Source organism: Arthrobacter glacialis (assembly GCF_002909445.1).
Classification (GTDB): Bacteria; Actinomycetota; Actinomycetes; order Actinomycetales; family Micrococcaceae; genus Specibacter; species Specibacter glacialis.
Map to the genome: position 1 here is coordinate 136,232 of NZ_PPXC01000007.1, position 19,627 is coordinate 155,858.

Here is a 19,627-nt window from a genome sequence, read left to right on the forward strand (position 1 = left end):
GAAGGCACTCAGTCGCGAAGTTTAGCTTCAGCGGCCAATTCCGCCGTGGTGGGCGGGCGGCCGCTGGAGAGGTCCTCGGGCAGGTCCCCCGGCAGCCTGTTCGGCATCCGGCCAGCCGGCACTATCGCCAGCATGGCGATGGCCGCCAGTCCGAGGAGGGAAATCTTCAGGGCCTGCAGGCGGGCGTCCTCATTAACCTTCACGGCGGCATCCACCTGGGCGGCGGTTGCCGAGGTGGTGGCCAGGAAATCCTTGAGGTGGTCGTTGGTCACAAAATTCACGCTGTCCAACGGAATCTGCTGCTGCAGATCGGCCGGGATCTCATCGTGGGCGCTCATGCCCGCCGTGACACTCATGGCCAGGATCGAGACGGCGAACACGCTCGCCACCGCGATGCCCACCGAGCCGGAAATGTTGTGCACCAACCCGCGCCAGGCACCCACGTCACCGGCAAGCCTTTTGGGGGATGCCGACAGCAAGGTGTTGAACACCAGGGCCACAATGGCACCCTGGCCCAGGCCCAGGGTGATCAGGCCCAGCACCACGAAGATCTGGCCCCAGCTGTTGCTGATGGTGAAGGCCAGCAGAATGAGGCCCAGTGACACCACAACAAAGCCCATGCGTGCCAGCTTCCGGGGCGTGAACTTATCGTAGAACTGGGCCACCATGGAGCTGGCCACAAAGATGGACAGCGTGTAGGGAATGATGGAGATGGAGGTTTGGAAGCTTGAGCGGCCCTGCACAATCTGGATGTACAGGGGAATCAGGAAGTTCGCCGCCGTGCCCACAAACAGCATGGCAGCCATGGCGAACGTGGTGGCCTTCTCCTGCCCCGACTTCAACACGTCAAGGTCAAAGATTTGCGGGCGTCCCAGCGACTTTTGCTTGCGCAGCCACATGAAGAACACCTGTCCGCCAATGATGCCCAGCACAATCAGGACCAGCGCCGGTGACAGGCCCAGCACATTGAACGGCGCGGCCTCGGTGGCCATCACCACGCCCCAGGAGTTCATGCCACTGAAGCCGAAGCTCAGGAAAATGATGGACACGGCCGCAACCATGGCCCCCACCCAGTCGATGGCCACCTCGGGCATCGGGGCAATGTTCTTGAGCTTGAAGCTCAAGGCAAAGTTCACAATTGCCAGCAGCACAATGAGCCCAAAGGAGTAGCGCCAGCCGATGGTTGAGGCGAAGGATCCGGCAATCAGCAGTGCCAGCACCCCTGCTGCCGGGATGGCCGCCGCAAGGAAGCCAATGGACTTGGCCTGCTGGTCCCCCTTGAAGTTGGCCGCGATGAAGACCACCAGGGCCGGTGCAATCAAGGCGATCACTGCTCCGGACAGCGCCTGGGCAACAAAGAGCATGACCGGGCTGACGCTTAGCGCCACCGCAGCCATGGAGAGCCCGTGGATGGCCACGGCGATCTGGAAGACCTTGCGTGAACCAAACTTGGCCCCCACCTTGGCCCCGAGCAGGATGAACGCGGCCATGGCGAACGTTCCGGCGGTGATGGCCGTGCCAATGTTCGTGGCGGGCGTGTTCAGGTCCGTGGTGATGCCCTGCATGGATACTGTCAGCGCGTTCACGGCAAACGATGCTTGAATTTGGGTTAGAACCACCACAATGAGTGGCAGCCACGACGCGTGGGCAACAGCCTCAGCGGCCCCTGCCGGTACTTGACGACTGGACATCAGCAGGCCTTTCTCTCCTCCGGCCGGCCACACACCAGATCCGGCCCGGCTTCAGCCGGGATACGTGATCTTCAGTCTAAGCAGGACGACGCAATTTCGTTAGAAGAATTCAAGCGTGCCGTAATACAACATCCAGCACAGACCGCTTAGCCGTCGTAAGCGGCCTGCAATGCGGCAATGTCGAGCTTTTGCATGCCCAGCATGGCGGCCATGGCGCGCTGTGAGCCTTCCGGGTCGGGACCATTGAGAACACTGGTGAGCATGGCGGGAATCAATTGCCAGGACACCCCGAATTTGTCCTTGAGCCAGCCGCATTGGCTTTCCTCGCCGCCGTCGGCCGTCAAGGCATTCCACGTGGCATCCAGCTCTTCCTGGTTGTCAAAGAACAGCTCAAAGGAGATTGCCTCCGTAAAGGAGTACATGGGGCCGCCGTTCAGGCCACGAAAACTGCGCCCATCCAGTTCGAAGGCAACTGTTAATGCAGTGCCGGGCTCCCCCGGGCCGCCTTCACCCCAACGTGCCACGTCCGTAATGCGGGAATTCGGGAACAACCCCACATAAAAACTTGCTGCTTCTTCCGCCTGGCCATCAAACCACAAACATGTACCAATTCCTGCCATTGCCACCACATCCATTCATCGAGACACAGACCAGACAACTGTTCCGGTCTGTGGACGAGCCTAGAGCGGCAGGCCACCGGCTTCAATGGTTACTTGCCGGTAGCTTTCGCCGAGACGAGTTCTTCGTCGGCGACGCTCTTAAGGGCGACGGCGGGGCTTGGCTTTGACGGCGTCGGCCATCACCAGAGACAGGACCAACCAGAGGCAAAAGGCCGTGCCGCCGAGGACCACGGCAAGGGTGGGCGGAAGGATCCCCGCCACCCACTGCTTGGACGTCAAGGAAATCGCGCCAGCCAGAAAAAGCAGCGCTCCACCGACTCCCAGGACAATGTTGAGCAGGCGCAGCAACCAGAGCCGCACGTCGCCTCCTGTGTCGCGGTAGGGGGAATGTCAACCGGAGTGACCGGCCCAACGGCACAGCCACCTCTGCAAGTTTACGACTAAACTTCCATGAGTGACTCAAACACAGACGCGCCCCAGTTCGAAGATTCTTTTCTACACGATCGCCGCGGACATTGTCCTGGTGCTGATCTTTGCCCTGTCCGGACGCAGCTCCCACAGCGAAAATCTTTCCGTGGGTGGCGTGCTGGAAACAGCGTGGCCATTTCTCGCTGCACTGGCTGTGGGCTGGCTGGTTTGCCGCACCTGGGTGCAGCCGCTGCGTGTGTGGCCGCACGGCGTCTGCCTGTGGATGATCACCGTGGCCGGCGGAATGGCTTTGCGCATCCTCTCCGGCGCTACCGCGGCGACCCCCTTTGTGGTGGTGGCAACACTTGTTTTGGCCGTGTTCCTGCTGGGCCACCGGCTCATTGCAACACGTGTGACACGTGGCACCAAAAGCCCATAATTAGCGAATCCCCTGCGTTACGATGGGGGCAACGAACTGCGTTTTTGTGACATCGCGCAGCATTTTTCCGCCTGCTTAAGCCACACGACAAGGACCCCGCCTGTGATCACCGCTTTTGTCTTGATCAAGACTGATGCCTCCCGGATACCCGAAGCCGCCCAAGAGATTTCTGAGCTCGCCGGAATCAGTGAGGTTTATTCGGTGACGGGTGAATGGGACTTGATTGCCATTGCGCGCGTGCAAAAGCATGAGGAGCTGGCAGATGTGATCGCCGACAAGCTTTCCAAGGTTAAGTCAATTGTCTCCACCACCACCCAGATTTCCTTCCGCGCTTATTCGCAAACTGATTTGGATGCAGCGTTCTCCCTCGGTTTCGACCACTGAACCGCCGGATGCGCCTCGAAATTGCTGTCCAGGATGTCCCCGGAGCTCACCTGGCAGCGGCGCACGGTGCCGACCGGATTGAGCTCTGCTGCGCTTTGCAACTGGGCGGGCTCACACCGTCCCACGGTTTGCTCAAAAGCGTTCGCGACGCCGAACCGAACCTGCCCATTCATGCCCTGGTCCGGCCGCGCCCCGGTGACTACGTTTATGACAGTGCTGCGGTTGCCCTCATGGTTGAGGAAATCAAGGCCCTGCGCGACGCCGGTGCCACGGGCGTTGTGATTGGCGCCCTGACCGCGGCGGACACCATTGGCTACTCCACTGTTGAGACGCTGATTGCGGCAGCGGATGGCCTGCACATCACCTTCCACAGGGCAGTGGACCATCTCAAGCTTCACGACGCCGCAGCTGCCGTTCCACAGCTGGCCGACCTTGGGGTGCAGCGCATCCTGAGCTCTGGCGGAGCCGGCCGTGCGGGTGAGGGCCTGACACAACTGCGGGCCATGCATGAGGCGGCCCAGGGTCGGTTGGATGTCATGGCTGGCGGCGGTGTTGGCATCGGCGATTTCTCCGCCTTCCACGCTGCCGGCTTGCGCGACGTTCACCTCTCGGCCAAGCGCGTGGTCACCCAAATCCTGCCCGAGCCCATCACGGCAGCAGCCCAGGCCGAGGACCACAGCTACTTTGCCACCGACGCCGACGTGGTGCAGCAGGCTGCCAGCGCGGCGCGCGCTCTGAACTAGGGCTTGGCGCCGGCCCTGGTTGTGCTGGCTTGAGCATGTTCACCAACAACACGTGAAGGGCCCTCCAGGGAGCCCTTCACCTGTTTAACCGGTGGGTTGGTGCGCGAAGACTATTCGCCAGCACCCTCAGCCGAGAGTGCAACCCAGTTCTTCAGAACGTTCGCGGCAGCGCCGCCGTCGATGGCCGCCTCGGCCCGGGCTGCGGCAAAGTGCATGCGTTCCACCAGGGTGCCTGAGGCCGACTGGTCGTAGGCCACAAGGCCCGCGGCCGCATTGAGGACCACGGCATCGCGGACGGGTGTTCGCTCACCGTCCAGGATGCGCCGAACAACGGAAGCGTTGAATGCTGCATCGGCGCCGCGCAACTCTTCAATGGTGGCCCTGGGGATGCCAATATCCAAGGGGTCAAAAGCAAGTTCCGTGACTAACGTGTCCCTGACCTCCCAGACAGTGGAGGTGCCCGTCGTCGTGAGTTCATCCAGCCCATCGCTGCCCCTGAACACCAAGGCTCGCACGTTGCGCGCCGCCAACACGCCAGCCACCAGGGGTGCCAGACGCGCGTCCGCAACACCAATGGCTGAGGCGTTCACGCGCGCTGGATTGGTCAACGGGCCCAGCAGGTTGAACGCCGTGGGAATGCCGAGCTGGCGCCGGGCAACAGCTGCGTGTCGCATGGACGGGTGGAAGAAGTTGGCAAAGCAAAAAGTGATGCCCACTTCGCTAGCCGCACGCGTCACCATCTCCAAGGAAAGGTCAAGACGGACGCCCAGGCTCTCCAGCACGTCTGCCGAGCCTGCGGCGGAGGAGGAGGCCCTGTTGCCATGCTTGACCACCGTGGCCCCTGCGCCGGCGCAGACCAGGGAGGCCATGGTGGAAATGTTCACAGTATTGAGCCTGTCTCCGCCGGTGCCCACAATATCGAGGGCATCCGTGGAAACATGCATGGGCCGGGCATTGGCCAGCATGGCCTCCACCAGGCCGGTCACTTCGGCGACCGTTTCGCCCTTGGCACGCAAGGCCACCAGGAACCCGGCAATCTGCACATCGGTGGCGTTTCCGGCCATGATGGTGTTCATGGCCCACTGTGTTGCGTCCTGGCTGAGGTCTTCCTTGGCTATCAAGGCGGCAATGAGGTTTGGCCAGGTGCGGGTGTCGGCAACAGTGTTTGGGAGAGGATTCACTCTCAAGATGTTAGTGGAAATCGGCCGCCGCCTTCGGAATGTGACCATTGACACGCGCATCGTGTTGTGCATACGCATCTGGGTTTAGGCTGTGAATCCGCCGGAATTTCGCAAGTTTGTAGAAAAAGATCCGGCAAACGGCATTTTGCATTGGGAACTCTGGAGTTTTATAGACATAATGTCTATGTGACAACTGCGACCCATGCCCCCAGTACCCCGGCGCATCCGACGCTGAATCGACCGAACATGGTTTCTGTAGGAACCGTAGTTTGGTTGTCCAGTGAGCTGATGTTCTTTGCCGGCCTTTTTGCCATGTACTTCACACTGCGTTCCACCACTGGTGGGATGTGGGCTGAAGAAACGGCCAAGCTGAACTTCCCGTTCGCCTTGGTGAACACCATCATCCTGGTTTCCAGCTCATTCAGCTGCCAGATGGGTGTGTTTGCTGCGGAGAACCTTCGGCCTCGCCGCACCGGACGCCTCTTCCAGTTCTCCAAGTGGGGAATGACGGAGTGGTTCCTGTTGACCTTCGTTCTCGGTGCCATCTTCGTTGCCGGTCAAGCGACCGAATACGCGATGCTGACTTCCGAGCACGTGACACTGAACTCAAACCCCTATGGCTCAGCCTTCTACATGACAACAGGTTTCCACGGCCTGCACGTCCTTGGCGGACTCATTGCATTCCTACTCATCATTGGCCGCGCCTATGCTGCAAAGAAGTTTGGACACTTCGAAGCAACCAGCGCGATCGTCACTTCTTACTACTGGCACTTCGTGGATGTCGTGTGGATTGGCCTTTTCTTGGTCATCTACGTCCTGAAGTAAGCTGCCAACAGCTTTCTTCTATTACAAGTAAGACTTAGCATTTGCGGCTCTCACTAGGGGCTGCTGGATATAGATCAAAGGAACCACCAAGTGAAGGCACTTTCGCAGAAGCGACGTCATCCGCTGGCTGCACTAGCGTTGCTAGTGATGGGGCTCATGCTGACAGGTGGGCTATACGCCGTTGTCACAACCATGAATGAGGCCAAGGCCGACACCACCACGTTTACCGCGCAGCAGGTCGAAGAGGGCGAGAAGCTCTTTATCGCCAACTGCGCCACCTGTCATGGGATGGGCGCCAGCGGCTCGGACGCAGGACCGTCCTTGGCTGGCGTCGGCGCGGCCGCAGTAGACTTCCAGGTCGGCACGGGCCGTATGCCCATGCAGATGCAGGGGCCTCAGGCTCGTGAAAAGCCCAAGCAGTTCGATACTGAACAGACCCGTGAACTGGCCGCTTATGTAGCCACGTTGGGTGACGGTCCGGCGATGCCGGCCGAGGAGTTCATTGACGGCGGCGGCGACGCAGCTGTTGGTGGCGAGCTGTTCCGCGTGAACTGCGCCATGTGCCACAATGCTGCCGCTGCCGGTGGCGCACTGACCCGTGGCAAGTTTGCACCGCCACTGGCTGGCGTGTCCAACAGCCACATGTACAGCGCCATGGTTACCGGCCCGCAGAACATGCCTGTGTTCAACGACGCCAACATCAGCCCCGAGGGCAAGCGCGACATCATCACCTTCTTGAACACCATTGAGAACCAGGGCTCCCCCGGTGGCGCCAAGCTTGGCTCGCTCGGTCCGGTATCCGAGGGCTTGTTCCTCTGGACTGCCGTCCTTGGCGTAGTCATTGGCTTCACCATCTGGCTGACGTCCAGGACTTCCTAAGTTTCAAGAACCACAGGTTTTTGGCTGCGCCAGCAGCCACCAGATACATACATTACGACCCCGGGAATGCGCCGGGATAAGAGAAGGATGAGGGGATTATGGGCAACCATAGTGACGGCACGCCGACAAGCTCGGACGCCGTAGCTAAGGCTGGTCACGATGAGGTGGATAAGTTCCAGGACCCTGGACTGCCACCACATCGTTTGCGACTAGCTGACACGGACCCCAAGGCTGCAAAGCGGGCCGAGCACCAGGTGGCATGGCTATTTATCATTTCCATCGTTGGCACGCTGATTTTCTTCGTTGGCTACTTTGGCGTTCGTCTTGATGACACCTTGGACACTTTGCGTTTGCAGAACACCTTCCTTGGCATAGGCGTGGCATTTGCCATGCTGGGCATTGGAACGGGAATTGTGCATTGGGCCCGCGCCCTCATGCCGGACCATGAAGTTGCTGAAGAGCGTCACGAACTGCGCTCCGAGGAAGACCGGCTGGCAGCCATTCAGATCATCGATGACATCGTTGACGAGACTGGCATCAAGCGTCGCCCGCTGATCCGCAATACCCTCATCGGCGCCGTCGCACTGGCCCCCCTGCCGGCAATTGCGATCTTCCGCGATCTTGGCCCCCTGCCGGGCAACGCCTTGCGTCACACGCTGTGGAAGGAAGGCGAGCGTTTGTCTCGCGATCCTGATGGCACCCCCATCAGGGCAGCCGATGTCACCATCGGTTCGGCTTTCCACGTGATTCCGGAGTCCTTGAACAAGCTCGAACACGGCAAGCTCAACGAGAAGGCCAAGGCAGTTGTTCTGCTGATGCGTTTGAACCCGGAAGACCTCAACCCTTCCGAGGGTCGCGAAGACTGGGCCTACAACGGCATTGTTGCCTACTCCAAGATTTGCACCCACGTCGGTTGCCCTGTTGCCCTGTACGAGCAGCAGACACACCACCTGCTGTGCCCCTGCCACCAGTCAACTTTTGACTTGACGCAGGAGTGCAAGGTCATCTTCGGGCCGGCTGTTCGCCCGCTCCCGCAGCTGCCCATTACGGTTGACGCCGAGGGTTACCTGGTCGCCCAGAGCGACTTCCATGAACCTGTTGGACCGAGCTTCTGGGAGCGTGGCTAATTATGTCGACAGCACCGCAAACCACATTTGAGCCCAAGACCGCCACAGGGCGCATCACCAACTTTGTTGATGAGCGCGTGGGCGGTTCGGGCATGCTGCGTGAATTTGGCCGGAAGGTCTTCCCTGACCACTGGTCCTTCATGTTCGGCGAAGTTGCCTTGTACACCTTCGTCATCTTGCTTCTTTCAGGTACGTTCCTGACGTTCTTCTTTGACCCGTCCATGGCGGAGACCCACTACAACGGTTCCTACGTGCCCCTCAAGGGCGTGGAAATGTCCGTGGCGTACAGCTCCTCACTGGACATCTCCTTCGAGATTCGTGGCGGCTTGTTTATGCGCCAGGTTCACCACTGGTCAGCCCTGTTGTTCGTGGCTGCCGTATCGGTGCACATGCTGCGCGTGTTCTTCACGGGCGCATTCCGCAAGCCTCGTGAACTGAACTGGGTGGTGGGCGGCGTGCTGCTCATCCTCTCGATGGCTGCCGGCTTCACCGGCTACTCACTCCCCGATGATCTGCTGTCCGGCAACGGTCTGCGCATCATTGATGGTGTGGTTAAGTCCATTCCCATTGTGGGCACCTACATCTCCTTCTTCCTCTTTGGCGGGGAGTTCCCAGGCACTGTCATCATTGGCCGCCTGTACATGATGCACATCATGTTGGTGCCGGCGCTGATCCTGCTCATGATCGCCATCCACTTGTTCATGGTTGTCATCCATAAGCACACGCAGTACCCCGGCCCGGGACGCAATGACCGCAACGTGGTGGGTTACCCCCTCGGCCCGGTTTACGCTGCAAAGGCTGGCGGCTTCTTCTTCATCGTGTTCGGCATCATCGCATTCGTTGCTGCAACGTTCACCATCAACCCCATCTGGAACTACGGCCCCTATGACCCCTCCCCCGTTTCAGCAGGCACACAGCCTGACTGGTACATCGGTTGGGTGGATGGTGCCTTGCGCCTCATGCCAGGTTGGTTCTTCAACATCCCGATGGAGTGGCACATTCGGTTCCCGTGGGGCGTGAACACCTTGTCCTTCAACGTTCTTGGCCCGGCCTTGATCCCTGCCGGAATCGTCTTCACCGCATTGTTCCTCTACCCGTGGATTGAGCGCTGGGTAACTCGCGACAACCGCGAGCACCACGTGCTGGACCGTCCGCGCAACGTACCGACCCGTACGGCCATCGGCGTTTCTGGATTCATCTTCTACTGCGTCATGTGGGCTGCTGCAAGCTCCGACTTGATCGCAACACACTTCCAGGTCTCCCTGAACGATGTCACGTACTGGTTGCGCGCACTGTTCTTCATTGGCCCGGTACTTGGTTTCATTGTGACCAAGCGTGTTGCCTTGGCGCTTCAGCGCAAGGACCGCGAGATTGCACTGCACGGCCGCGAGACCGGCCGCATTGTGCGCCTGCCGCACGGTGAGTTCCAGGAAATCCACGCACAGCTCGATGACTACAAGCGCTACAAGCTGGTTGGCTACGAGTCCCCCGTTGCCGAAGAGGGCATCCCGAACGAAAACGGGATTGTCACCAAGAAGGAAAACCTGCGAGCCAAGCTCAGCGGATTCTTCTTCGAGGATCGTGTTGCCCCGGCAACGCCTTCGGAGCTGGAAGCCGGACACCATCACGAGGCCATCGAAGCCAGTGACGATGACAAGGCCATCAAGCACTAAGCAGTTCTGAAGCACTAAGCAGTTCTGAAACAAAAAGCAGTGGCCGGTTCCCTCGAGGAACCGGCCACTGCTTTTTGTTGCCCTACCGGATTTGATGCCTTCACGGGCCGCCCGCGCCGCGCTGTGGACGTCCGGAGCCCCCTTCTAGTACATGCGCCGGGTACGCACGCCGGGGCGCTGCAGGGGCACACGGAGCTTGTAACGGTCAGCCCGGTAAAAGGACACCGAATAGTCCACGGTTGATCGGGAGACAAAGGCATGGCGTTCAGTGCGCAGCACCGGGGCGCCTATATCCACTTTCAACAGCCGGGCAATGGAGGGTGTTGCGGCGTTGGCTTCGATGATGTCCTCACCCCACTCAATGACCAGGCCGTAACGCTCGCCCAGGACGTTGTAGAGGGACGACGGCGGTCCGGCGTCGAGAATGCCCGGCACACGCCAGGCGGGGAGGAAGTTCTCATCCACGCTCATAGGCTCGTCGTCGGCCAGCAGCAGCCTTCGCAGCCTGATGACTGCCTGCCCCTCCTCCAGCTGCAGTTCGCGCGCCAGGCGGGCCGTGGCGCGAATCTGTTCAAAGGCCAGCACCCGCGCCGAGGGTCGCATGCCACGGCGCGCCATCTCCTCGGAGTATGAAGTGAGTTTGAGGGTCACATCCAACTTGGTGCGGGCCACGAAGGTTCCCACGCCCACCACTCGTTCTAGGAGCTCCTCCTCCACGAGAGCTTCCACGGCGTGCCGCAGGGTCATGCGGGCCACGGAAAAATGGGCCGCCATGTCCCGCTCTGAAGGCAATTGCCGCCCGGACTTGTTGGAGGACAGCACATAGTTGCGCAACAGTTCACGCAATTGGACATGGACGGAGACAGGCGACTCCCTGTCCAACTCCCCCGGGATCTCTTTCGCCGGCGGGACCAAATAGCTCATGAAACTCCTTTGCTCACAACTACCAGCCTAAAACACGACTACTCTCATTACAGAAACATCTACTTTCTAGGAGCCAGTGAATGTACACCCGCAAGATCACCGTGGCTGCAAGCGTCGGCTTGCACGCCCGCCCGGCAGCAGTTTTTGTCCGGGCCGTCAACCGCACGGGCCTGCCTATCACCCTGTCCAAAGAAGGCATGGAAGCCATTGACGGACGGTCGCTGTTGGCGGTCATGAGTGCCGACTTCCAACACGGCACTGAGGTTGAATTGGCTGTGGGCCCGTGCGATGCCGATGGCGACGCCGTGCGTGCTGCCGTGGACCACTTGGCGGAGCTGCTGGCGACGGACCTGACAGACCCCTCCTAACTTCTGCCCACTCGTGCTTCAGCCGGGCACAAAAAAGGGATTGTCCCCCACCATGTGGTGAGGGACAATCCCTTTTACTTTGTTCAAGTCAACCGGCTGCTGGAGCCGGGCAATGCTAGTGTGCGTGGTCTCCGCGGCTGTATTCGTAAACCCAGCCAACCAGTGCAATAGCGGCAAGGCCCAGGCCGACCATGAAGATCCACCAGCCCACTGCCAAGCCCAGGAACCCTGCAGCACAGGACAGAGCCAAAACCAGCGGCCACCAGCTCCAGGGGCTGAAGTGCCCCTGTTCGCCGGAGCCTTCGTGAACTTCGGCGTCAAGGCGGTCCTCGGGACGAGGTCCAACACGGTTACCCGTGTAGTAAAGGTAAACACCCACCATGATGCACAGGCCGGACAACAGGTACATGCCCAGGAAGCCTACGGGCTCCGTCCAGTGGGTCATGAAACCGTACACGGTGGCCACCGGAATGAAGAAAGCGCCGGTGAGCAAAAACAACCAAGATTCTACCTTCACTTGCTTGCTCCCTTCGAAGTTACTGCTGCTGCCGGTACGTAGTGCGGGGCAAGCTCCGGATGGTGAAGATCCAGGGCCGGACGCTCCGAACGGATGCGCGGCAAGGACGTGAAGTTGTGACGCGGCGGCGGGCAGGATGTTGCCCACTCCAAGGAAGCACCAAAGCCCCAAGGATCATCAACTTCAACCTTCTTGCCACTGCGCCAGGTGATGTAGACGTTCCAGAACCACGGGATCATCGATGCGCCCAGGACGAACGAGGAAATGGTGGAGAACTGGTTCATCCAGGTGAAGTTATCCTCCACCATGTAGTCGGCGTAGCGACGCGGCATGCCCAGGACACCCAACCAGTGCTGGATCAAGAAGGTGCCGTGGAAGCCCAGGAACAAGAGCCAGAAGTGGATCTTGCCCAAACGCTCGTTGAGCATCCGTCCGGTGAACTTGGGCCACCAGAAGTAGAAGCCGGCGAACATGGCGAACACCACTGTGCCAAAGACCACGTAGTGGAAGTGAGCAACCACAAAGTAGGTGTCAGAAACATGGAAGTCCAACGGGGGCGATGCCAGGATGATGCCTGTCAGACCACCGAACAAGAAGGTGATCATGAAGCCAAGGCTCCACAGCATGGGGGTCTCGAAGGTCAGCGACCCTCGCCACAGGGTGCCAATCCAGTTGAAGAACTTCACACCCGTTGGCACTGCGATGAGCATTGTCATAAAGGAGAAGAACGGCAGCATGACCTGGCCTGTGACGTACATGTGGTGAGCCCACACGGTCACTGACAAGGCGGCGATGGCGATGGTGGCGAACACCAGGCCCTTGTAGCCGAAGATAGGTTTGCGGCTGAAGACCGGGAAAATCTCAGAGACAATACCGAAGAACGGCAAGGCGATGATGTAAACCTCTGGGTGTCCGAAGAACCAGAAGAGGTGCTGCCACAGCATGGCGCCACCGTATTCGGCATCGAAGATGTGCGCGCCGAATCGGCGGTCAGCACCCAGGGCGAACAGTGCAGCTGCCAACGGCGGGAAGGCCATCAGGACCAAGATGGCCGTAACCAAAGTGTTCCAGGTGAAGATCGGCATGCGCCACATGGTCATGCCGGGGGCACGCATGCAGATGATGGTGGTGATGAAGTTGACGGCACCCAAGATGGTTCCGAAGCCTGACAGTGCCAGACCGAAGACCCACAAGTCGCCACCAACACCAGGGCTGAACGTGGTGTTGGACAACGGTGCGTAAGCAAACCAACCAAACGCTGCGGCACCCTGGGGAGTGATGAACCCGGATACTGCGATGGTGCTGCCAAAGAGGAAGAACCAGAAAGCCAGGGCGTTCAAGCGCGGGAAGGCAACGTCGGGTGCACCAATTTGCAGGGGCATGATGACGTTGGCGAAGCCGGCAAACAACGGGGTTGCAAACATGAGCAGCATGATGGTGCCGTGCATGGTGAACAACTGGTTGTACTGATCCTTGGTCTGCAAGATCTGCATACCAGGCTCAAACAACTCCGCCCGAATGATGAGCGCCATGACGCCACCGAGACAGAAGAAGATGAATGCTGCGATCAGGTACATGTACCCGATCGTCTTGTGGTCGGTTGAGGTGATCCAGTTGACGACGATGCGCCCCTTGGATACGGGAACCACCCGCGGAGCAGCCGAATTCACTTCGGTTGCTGAGTACTCGAGCGTAGACACTTTCCTCGTCCCCCTACTTCTTCTCGGTGGTGGCGGCGTTGGGATTGCGGTCATACTCTTCGCCCAAGGCGCCGGTCTGGCCCTTGGCCTTGAGCTCAGCCAGGTGCGCGTCGAATTCGGCCTGCGTGACAACCTTGACGTTGAAAAGCATTTCGGAGTGGTATTCACCACAAAGTTCGGCACACTTACCGTCGTACGTGCCCAGCGCCGTCGGCGTCAGGGTCATGTAGTTGGTCTTGCCGGGCAGCATGTCCTTCTTGTCCAAGAATGCCGGCACCCAGAAGGAGTGAATCACTTCACGGGAGTTCAGCTGAAGCTCAACAGAGCGGTTCACGGGCAAGTACAGGGTGGGCAGCTTCGACTTGTCGATCGGCTTGCCATCCAGTGTGGCCTGAACGCCAGCTGAGTAAACAGCTTCCTTGATGTCGTTGCCTTCAAGATAGTTGAAGTCAAATGACCACTGCTTGGCGCGGACATCAATAGTGACATCCGGGCTGTCAACACGGGCGTTGATGGACTTCTGCTCCACGTCTGTGAAGTGGAAGAACACCAGAACCATGAACAACGGCACCAACACATAAAAAACCTCCAGCGGGAGGTTGTAGCTCACCTGGCGAGGGAAGCCAGTGGCACCCTTGCGGCGGCGGTACGCGATGATGCACCAGATGATCAAGGCCCAGGTGATCAGGCCAATAATCAAGACTGTGATCCAGGAATTAACCCATAGATCGATGATTCCCGCCGTGTGATTGGTGGTATCACGCTCGGCTGGCAACCAGCCGTTCTTACTCTCTGCCGTACATCCAGACAAAGCTAACGCTCCGGCAATCGCCATCCCAGCTATGGGGATGACTTTTGCGCGTCGGCTGCCGGTTCGGTCCTGCGAACTCACAGACGGCCCTTCCTCTTGTTACTGCGCTCTGCGGCGATTGAGAGCCGCTAGGAGCTAAATGGGTTTTACTACTCGATGTAGAGCTTACCGCTATGGCACAGAAAATGCGTACAAAACCGCGCGTGCGTCGGATGTCCGCAAGGAATCTCCTGCAGTTAGCTCTACATCCAGTAGAAAACTTTGCTTAGTGGAACGAATCACCGCAGGCGCAAGAGCCTCCGGCGTTCGGATTGTCAATGGTGAAACCCTGCTTTGAAATGGTGTCTTCAAAGTCGATGCTGGCACCATCCAGGTAGGGGACGCTCATCTTGTCAATGACAACTTCGACGCCGTCAAAGTCGCGGACTGCGTCGCCGTCGAGCATGCGCTCATCAAAGTAGAGCTGGTAGATCAAGCCCGAGCAACCGCCCGGCTGAACTGCCACGCGCAGGCGCAAATCGGTGCGGCCTTCTTGTTCCAGCAGGCTGCGCACCTTTCCGGCAGCTACATCGCTGATCAACACACCGTGGGTGGGCAGTTCGGCGGCGGCAACATCTGCTGATGAAGTTTCTTCGTGGACATTTGCAGTCATGGCATTTCCTTACGTGGGGGTACAAGTACATGCTACGTCGAGCCCGGCAGGGGCGCTAACTTATGTCAACTACCTGGACGCGGATTGTGTTCCGCAAGGGCGCCGTTGTTAATGGCGCCCAGCAGATAAGCCTGGGCCACGATGGCCTTTTCAAATTCGCCCAGGTGCAGGGACTCGTTGGCGCTGTGGGCCCTGGAGTCGGGATCCTCCACCCCTGTGACGAGGATTTGCGCGCCCGGGTAAATTTCCTTCAAGTCCGCAATGAAGGGGATGGACCCGCCAATGCCCGTTTCAACGGCACGTACTCCCCACGACTCCCCCAGTGCCCACAGCGCCGCCTGGGCGGCAGGCGCCTGGGTGTCCGTGGCAAAGGACTGGCCCGCCTCACCGGGCACAAAACTGACTTTTGCGCCAAAAGGCGCGTTGGACTGCACATGCTCCGCGACGGCCGCCATCGCGGCGGCTGGATCCTGTCCCGGCGCCAGGCGCAAACTGATTTTGGCCCTTGCCGTGGGAAGCAGGGTGTTGGAGCTCATCTCGACACTTGGCACGTCCATGCCAATGACGGACAACGCCGGCTGGGTCCACAGGCGCGAGGTGATGGTGCCGCGCCCGGCCAGCTGCACGCCGTCGAGCACCCCAGCGTCCGCACGGAACGTTGCCTCGTCGTAGTCCACGTCGCTGTGCTCGTTGCGCACCAGGCCCTCAATGGCCACCGAACCCTGCTCGTCGTGGAAGGTGGCTATGAGGCGCGCCAGCAAGGTGGGCGCATCCAGCAGCGGACCGCCAAACATGCCTGAATGGACCGCGTGGCTTGTCACGCTGACCTCCACCACACCATCCACCAAGCCGCGAAGGCTGGTGGTCAGGGCTGGAATGCCCACCTGCCAGTTGGCCGAATCAGCCACCACAATGACATCGCCGGCCAGCAGCGCCCGGTACTTTTCCAAGAATGTGCGGAACGTGGGCGAACCAGCTTCCTCTTCTCCTTCAATGAAGAACGTCACGCCAACTCCGAAGTCGGCTCCCAGTACCTTCTCCACCGCACTGAAAGCGGCAATGTGTGCCATGATTCCGGCTTTGTCGTCGGCAGCCCCGCGCCCGTAAAGGCGCCCCGCACGCTCCTGCGCCACAAAGGGATCACTGTCCCACAGCTGCGCATCCCCCGGCGGCTGCACGTCGTGGTGTGCGTACAGGACAACGGTGGGGAATCCGGGAGCCGCGGCCTTTCGGCCCACAACAGCGGGTCCGCCCGGGCCGCCGTCGTCCTTGGCAACACGCAGAATCTGCACATCTTCAACACCCGCTGCGCGAATCAACGCAGCAACTGCCCGGGCACTCGTGTCCAGGTGGGTGGCGTCGAAGGCGTCCCAGGCGATTCCGGGGATGGCAACAAGCTTGGTCAGCTCCGCAACGGTGCTGCTGAAGTTCTCTGCAACGCTGTGGCGCAGCTCATCGAGGGGAAGGTTGTCGGTTACCTTGGCTGGCAGCGCCGTGGCGCCTTGATCGTTGTGGGTCATAAACGCCAGACTACCGCCGGCAATGTGCCAGCGGTCAAGGCAAGGCGCCGTTTCAGGGTATTCTGTACGGGTGTTTGGACGTAAGAAAGATCAAGCCCCCGACCCGCAGCTGACGGCTGCCTCCTCCGAGCAGATTTCCCCTTCCAGGGATGCCCAATCTGCCAAAGGTGTGCCCACTCCCTCACGCAAGGACCAGGAAGCGGCACGCAAGCGCCCCCTGGTACCCAATGACCGTGCAGCCGCCAAGGTCGCTGCCCGTGATGCGCGCCGTGATGAACAGGCCCGCATGCGCCGCGCCCTGGACACCGGCGAGGAACGCTTCTTGCCGCTGCGTGACAAGGGACCACAGAAGCGCTATGCCCGCGACTACGTTGACGCCCGGTTCAGCCTTGGCGAGTACGTCATGTTCGCCGCCCTGGGCATTGTTCTGCTAACCCTGGTACTGCCGCCCACCGGCAATGCCTCCATCATTCTCTTTGCAGCATTCTGGGTCATGGTTGCTTTTGTGGCGATCGATGTCTGGTTCATGGGCCGCAAGCTCAAGCGCCTGATCGCTACGAAGTTTGGTTCCGTCGATTCCGGCGTCATCTGGTACGGCTGCATGCGCTCCATGCAGTTCCGCCGCCTACGTCTGCCCAAGCCCATGGTTCGCCGCGGGGAATGGCCCTCCTGACCAAGGTTTAACGCGCCGGTCGCTTCCTTACGGAAGTGGCCGGCGTCGTTGTTTAAGCAGCTGTCATTGGTGCGAGGTTCGGCATCCAGATTCGCTAGGCTGGGTGGATGGAATACCGCTACCTTGGCCGCTCAGGCCTGAAGATCACCGAAATCACCTACGGTAACTGGCTCACCCACGGCTCGCAGGTGGAGAACAACGTCGCCACGGCGTGCGTGCGTGCCGCGCTCGACGCCGGAATCACCACCTTTGACACGGCCGACACCTACGCCAACGGCGCCGCCGAGCAAGTCCTTGGAAGCGCGTTGGCCACCGAACGGCGCGAATCGCTGGAGGTTTTCACCAAGGTTTACTGGCCTGTTGGCCCCAAGGGACCCAATGACACGGGCTTGTCACGCAAGCACATCATGGAGGGCATCAACAACTCCCTGCGACGCCTGAACATGGACTACGTAGACCTGTACCAGGCCCATCGTTACGACTATGAAACACCGCTGGAGGAGACCATCGCGGCGTTTGCCGACGTGGTCCGGGCGGGCAAGGCCCTCTACATTGGTGTTTCGGAGTGGAACGCCCAGCAGCTCCGGGACGGCCAAACACTGGCCCGCGAGGCCGGGTTCTCACTGGTCTCCAACCAGCCGCAGTACTCTGCCCTGTGGCGCGTCATTGAGCCCGAAGTGGTCCCCGCCTCGCTGGAGCTGGGCATGTCCCAGATTGTGTGGTCGCCCATGGCCCAGGGCGTGCTCAGGGGAAAGTACCTCCCCGGCGCGCCGCTGCCTGCCGGCTCCCGCGCCACGGACGCACTGGGCGGGGCGAACATGATCAGCGGCTTCCTCGATGAGCAGATCCTGACCAACGTGCAAAAGCTGCGCCCCATTGCCGATGAACTGGGCCTGAAAATGTCCCAACTGGCCGTTGCCTGGGTTCTGCAGAATCCCAACGTGGCAACAGCCATTGTGGGCGCATCCCGCCCGGAGCAGGTGGCGGAGAACGTTGCCGCCTCCGGAGTGAAGATTCCAGCCGAACTCATGTCAGCCGTTGACGCCGCTCTGGCCTCGAGCATCGTCAACGACCCGGCCAAGACGCAGAGCCCGCCAAGCCGCGTGGCGTAGCAGGCGAATTGGGCTATGCGCATGCGTGGACGGTGGCGTGGCGCATAGCCCTTGGCTAGTTTTCACATGCGCACAGCGAAGTGCCAGCACGGCGCAGCTGTCACAGGGGCGCACTGCTGTCCACAACGGTTGCGCACAGACAAAGTCGACGTGGCGCATAGCCCATGTCGCGCGGTCATTTTCCGCTTAAACGTACTTTGTCCGCTTATACGTGGTTTAGAAACCACGTATAAGCGGACAAAGTACGTTTAAGCTTCGGTGCTGCCTATTTGCGCAGGGCAGCCAGTTCCTTGTTGATGCGGGCAGCCCAGAACGGGCCCTCGTAGAGGAATGCCGTGTAGCCCTGAACCAAGGTGGCGCCGGCGTCGAGGCGTTCCTGAACCTCGGCACCGGTTTCCACGCCGCCCACCGAGATCAACGTCAGCTGGTCCCCCACGGCGGCCTTCAGCTGGTGGAGCACGGCCAGCGACCGCGCTTTCAACGGCGCACCGGAAAGACCGCCAGCACCCTTTTCCGCCACCATGGCGGGGTCGCTCAACAGACCCTCGCGGCTGATGGTGGTGTTGGTGCAAATAATGCCGTCGAGTTTGAGCTCCAACGCCAACGCGGCGACGTCTGCCACATCTTCGTCAGCCAGATCAGGGGCGATCTTCACCAACAGTGGCACGTGGCGCCCGGCTGCCGCATCGGCGGCTTCACGCACACCGCTCAGCAGGGGGCGCAGCGTTGCAACGTCCTGCAGCAACCGCAGTCCCGGGGTGTTGGGCGAGCTCACGTTGACCACCAGGTAGTCGGCTGCTGGAGCCAGTGTGCGGGCGCTGATGAGGTAGTCCTGCAGTGCGTCCTCAAGCTCCACAGCCTTGGTCTTGCCAATGTTGACACCAACAATGGGCCGCACAGCCGGGTACGTCTTGTCCAACTCAGCCAACGCCTGCACCAGTCGCGGCGCAACGGCGGCTGCGCCGTCGTTGTTGAAGCCCATGCGGTTGATCACGGCGCGGTCCTGAACCAAGCGGAACAGGCGCGGCTGGGGATTACCCGGTTGCGACTGGCCCGTAATGGTGCCCACCTCAACGTGGCCGAATCCAAGGTTGGCCAAGGCGTTGATGCCCTTTCCTTCCTTGTCAAAACCGGCGGCAAGTCCAAACGGTGTGGGGAAGGTCATACCGAGCGCTTCGGTTTGCAGGGATGCCGCGGGGGTGAAGATGCGGCGCAAGACGGCGCCGGCTCCCACCGTGTGAGTCGCCTTGATCATGGTGAAGCCGATCTTGTGCGCTCTTTCGGCGTCCATCCAAGAAAAACAGAGCCGGAAAACTGTGGGATAAATTCGCATACCCCTAGTTTTCCGGTTCTGCCTCACATCTGCAAAACGTCGAGCCA

The 19,627-nt window shown here is 60.2% G+C and carries 21 protein-coding genes; 10 read left to right on the forward strand and 11 right to left on the reverse strand.

Going from position 1 to position 19,627, the window contains the following annotated elements; all coding sequences use genetic code 11:
• Positions 1-8: 8 nt before the first annotated feature.
• The 3 genes from CVS27_RS10860 to CVS27_RS10870 form a co-directional block, all read right to left on the reverse strand.
• On the reverse strand, positions 9-1,691 hold the full coding sequence (locus CVS27_RS10860) for an MFS transporter (protein ID WP_103465754.1): 1,683 nt from the start codon (positions 1,689-1,691) through the stop codon (positions 9-11).
• A 146-nt stretch (positions 1,692-1,837) separates the two neighbouring features.
• The gene (locus CVS27_RS10865; RefSeq protein WP_103465851.1) at positions 1,838-2,311 is read right to left on the reverse strand and encodes a VOC family protein; all 474 of its coding nucleotides are present in this window, start codon (positions 2,309-2,311) and stop codon (positions 1,838-1,840) included.
• A 138-nt stretch (positions 2,312-2,449) separates the two neighbouring features.
• Positions 2,450-2,671 carry a hypothetical protein gene (locus CVS27_RS10870; RefSeq protein WP_103465755.1) on the reverse strand — a complete coding sequence of 74 codons (222 nt, stop codon included), beginning with the start codon at positions 2,669-2,671 and terminating at the stop codon, positions 2,450-2,452.
• A gap of 94 nt (positions 2,672-2,765) precedes the next feature.
• Between CVS27_RS10870 and CVS27_RS10875 the strand changes: the two genes are divergently transcribed.
• The 3 genes from CVS27_RS10875 (at position 2,766) to CVS27_RS10885 (ending at position 4,285) form a co-directional block, all read left to right on the forward strand.
• Positions 2,766-3,158, forward strand: a complete 393-nt coding sequence (locus CVS27_RS10875; protein ID WP_243399828.1) for a DUF3054 domain-containing protein — start codon at positions 2,766-2,768, stop codon at positions 3,156-3,158.
• Between the two features lie 102 nt (positions 3,159-3,260).
• Entirely contained in the window at positions 3,261-3,542 is a 282-nt protein-coding gene (locus tag CVS27_RS10880; protein ID WP_103465756.1) for an Lrp/AsnC family transcriptional regulator, read from the forward strand.
• 8 nt (positions 3,543-3,550) lie between these two features.
• On the forward strand, positions 3,551-4,285 hold the full coding sequence (locus CVS27_RS10885; protein ID WP_103465757.1) for a copper homeostasis protein CutC: 735 nt from the start codon (positions 3,551-3,553) through the stop codon (positions 4,283-4,285).
• Between the two features lie 110 nt (positions 4,286-4,395).
• Here the strand turns inward: CVS27_RS10885 and trpD are convergent, their stop codons facing one another.
• Positions 4,396-5,466 carry an anthranilate phosphoribosyltransferase gene (gene trpD / locus CVS27_RS10890; RefSeq protein WP_243400140.1) on the reverse strand — a complete coding sequence of 357 codons (1,071 nt, stop codon included), beginning with the start codon at positions 5,464-5,466 and terminating at the stop codon, positions 4,396-4,398.
• 186 nt (positions 5,467-5,652) lie between these two features.
• Between trpD and ctaE the strand changes: the two genes are divergently transcribed.
• The 4 genes from ctaE to qcrB all read left to right on the forward strand — a co-directional run bounded on the left by ctaE (position 5,653) and on the right by qcrB (position 9,970).
• Positions 5,653-6,291: an aa3-type cytochrome oxidase subunit III gene (gene ctaE, locus CVS27_RS10895; protein ID WP_207767498.1), complete on the forward strand. Its 639-nt coding sequence runs from the start codon at positions 5,653-5,655 to the stop codon at positions 6,289-6,291.
• 90 nt (positions 6,292-6,381) lie between these two features.
• Positions 6,382-7,170, forward strand: coding sequence for a cytochrome bc1 complex diheme cytochrome c subunit (qcrC, locus tag CVS27_RS10900; protein WP_103465759.1), 789 nt, complete (start codon positions 6,382-6,384; stop codon positions 7,168-7,170).
• A 98-nt stretch (positions 7,171-7,268) separates the two neighbouring features.
• Complete coding sequence (gene qcrA, locus CVS27_RS10905; RefSeq protein WP_103465760.1) at positions 7,269-8,297, forward strand: cytochrome bc1 complex Rieske iron-sulfur subunit; 1,029 nt, start codon at positions 7,269-7,271, stop codon at positions 8,295-8,297.
• Between the two features lie 2 nt (positions 8,298-8,299).
• A complete protein-coding gene (qcrB, locus tag CVS27_RS10910) occupies positions 8,300-9,970 on the forward strand; it encodes a cytochrome bc1 complex cytochrome b subunit (RefSeq protein ID WP_103465761.1) in 1,671 nt (556 codons plus the stop codon).
• A gap of 144 nt (positions 9,971-10,114) precedes the next feature.
• Here qcrB and CVS27_RS10915 read toward each other — a convergent pair whose 3' ends face one another.
• Positions 10,115-10,894: a GntR family transcriptional regulator gene (locus CVS27_RS10915; protein ID WP_207767499.1), complete on the reverse strand. Its 780-nt coding sequence runs from the start codon at positions 10,892-10,894 to the stop codon at positions 10,115-10,117.
• Between the two features lie 80 nt (positions 10,895-10,974).
• Here CVS27_RS10915 and CVS27_RS10920 point away from each other — a divergent pair, with 80 nt between their 5' ends.
• Entirely contained in the window at positions 10,975-11,262 is a 288-nt protein-coding gene (locus CVS27_RS10920) for an HPr family phosphocarrier protein (RefSeq protein ID WP_103465762.1), read from the forward strand.
• A gap of 115 nt (positions 11,263-11,377) precedes the next feature.
• Here CVS27_RS10920 and CVS27_RS10925 read toward each other — a convergent pair whose 3' ends face one another.
• The 5 genes from CVS27_RS10925 to CVS27_RS10945 all read right to left on the reverse strand — a co-directional run bounded on the left by CVS27_RS10925 (position 11,378) and on the right by CVS27_RS10945 (position 16,462).
• The gene (locus CVS27_RS10925) at positions 11,378-11,779 is read right to left on the reverse strand and encodes a cytochrome c oxidase subunit 4 (protein ID WP_103465763.1); all 402 of its coding nucleotides are present in this window, start codon (positions 11,777-11,779) and stop codon (positions 11,378-11,380) included.
• Positions 11,776-13,479: an aa3-type cytochrome oxidase subunit I gene (gene ctaD / locus CVS27_RS10930; protein ID WP_103465764.1), complete on the reverse strand. Its 1,704-nt coding sequence runs from the start codon at positions 13,477-13,479 to the stop codon at positions 11,776-11,778. The genes CVS27_RS10925 and ctaD overlap by 4 nt, the downstream gene beginning before the upstream one ends.
• A gap of 13 nt (positions 13,480-13,492) precedes the next feature.
• Entirely contained in the window at positions 13,493-14,371 is an 879-nt protein-coding gene (gene ctaC / locus CVS27_RS10935) for an aa3-type cytochrome oxidase subunit II (RefSeq protein WP_103465765.1), read from the reverse strand.
• Between the two features lie 184 nt (positions 14,372-14,555).
• On the reverse strand, positions 14,556-14,942 hold the full coding sequence (locus CVS27_RS10940; protein ID WP_103465766.1) for a HesB/IscA family protein: 387 nt from the start codon (positions 14,940-14,942) through the stop codon (positions 14,556-14,558).
• A gap of 65 nt (positions 14,943-15,007) precedes the next feature.
• Entirely contained in the window at positions 15,008-16,462 is a 1,455-nt protein-coding gene (locus CVS27_RS10945; protein WP_103465767.1) for a dipeptidase, read from the reverse strand.
• 70 nt (positions 16,463-16,532) lie between these two features.
• On the opposite strand from CVS27_RS10945, the gene CVS27_RS10950 reads away from it, so the two are divergent.
• Positions 16,533-17,135 (forward strand): DUF3043 domain-containing protein, encoded by a 603-nt coding sequence (locus CVS27_RS10950; RefSeq protein WP_243399830.1) that lies wholly within the window; start codon positions 16,533-16,535, stop codon positions 17,133-17,135.
• A 107-nt stretch (positions 17,136-17,242) separates the two neighbouring features.
• Positions 17,243-18,247 (forward strand): aldo/keto reductase family protein, encoded by a 1,005-nt coding sequence (locus CVS27_RS10955; protein WP_103465769.1) that lies wholly within the window; start codon positions 17,243-17,245, stop codon positions 18,245-18,247.
• Positions 18,248-18,512: 265 nt separating this feature from the next.
• Here CVS27_RS10955 and CVS27_RS10960 read toward each other — a convergent pair whose 3' ends face one another.
• Positions 18,513-19,580 carry a quinone-dependent dihydroorotate dehydrogenase gene (locus CVS27_RS10960; RefSeq protein ID WP_103465770.1) on the reverse strand — a complete coding sequence of 356 codons (1,068 nt, stop codon included), beginning with the start codon at positions 19,578-19,580 and terminating at the stop codon, positions 18,513-18,515.
• Positions 19,581-19,627: the final 47 nt, after the last annotated feature.

Excerpts from the sequence above, each read along its gene's own strand:
- CVS27_RS10865 (WP_103465851.1), bottom strand. The coding sequence starts at position 2,311 with ATGGCAGGAATTGGTACATGTTTGTGGTTTGATGGCCAGGCGGAAGAA.
- CVS27_RS10945 (WP_103465767.1), bottom strand. The coding sequence starts at position 16,462 with ATGACCCACAACGATCAAGGCGCCACGGCGCTGCCAGCCAAGGTAACC.
- CVS27_RS10955 (WP_103465769.1), top strand. The coding sequence starts at position 17,243 with ATGGAATACCGCTACCTTGGCCGCTCAGGCCTGAAGATCACCGAAATC.
- qcrA (WP_103465760.1), top strand. The coding sequence starts at position 7,269 with ATGGGCAACCATAGTGACGGCACGCCGACAAGCTCGGACGCCGTAGCT.
- CVS27_RS10915 (WP_207767499.1), bottom strand. The coding sequence starts at position 10,894 with ATGAGCTATTTGGTCCCGCCGGCGAAAGAGATCCCGGGGGAGTTGGAC.
- CVS27_RS10860 (WP_103465754.1), bottom strand. The coding sequence starts at position 1,691 with ATGTCCAGTCGTCAAGTACCGGCAGGGGCCGCTGAGGCTGTTGCCCAC.
- CVS27_RS10940 (WP_103465766.1), bottom strand. The coding sequence starts at position 14,942 with ATGACTGCAAATGTCCACGAAGAAACTTCATCAGCAGATGTTGCCGCC.
- CVS27_RS10885 (WP_103465757.1), top strand. The coding sequence starts at position 3,551 with ATGCGCCTCGAAATTGCTGTCCAGGATGTCCCCGGAGCTCACCTGGCA.
- CVS27_RS10920 (WP_103465762.1), top strand. The coding sequence starts at position 10,975 with ATGTACACCCGCAAGATCACCGTGGCTGCAAGCGTCGGCTTGCACGCC.
- CVS27_RS10960 (WP_103465770.1), bottom strand. The coding sequence starts at position 19,580 with ATGCGAATTTATCCCACAGTTTTCCGGCTCTGTTTTTCTTGGATGGAC.
- qcrB (WP_103465761.1), top strand. The coding sequence starts at position 8,300 with ATGTCGACAGCACCGCAAACCACATTTGAGCCCAAGACCGCCACAGGG.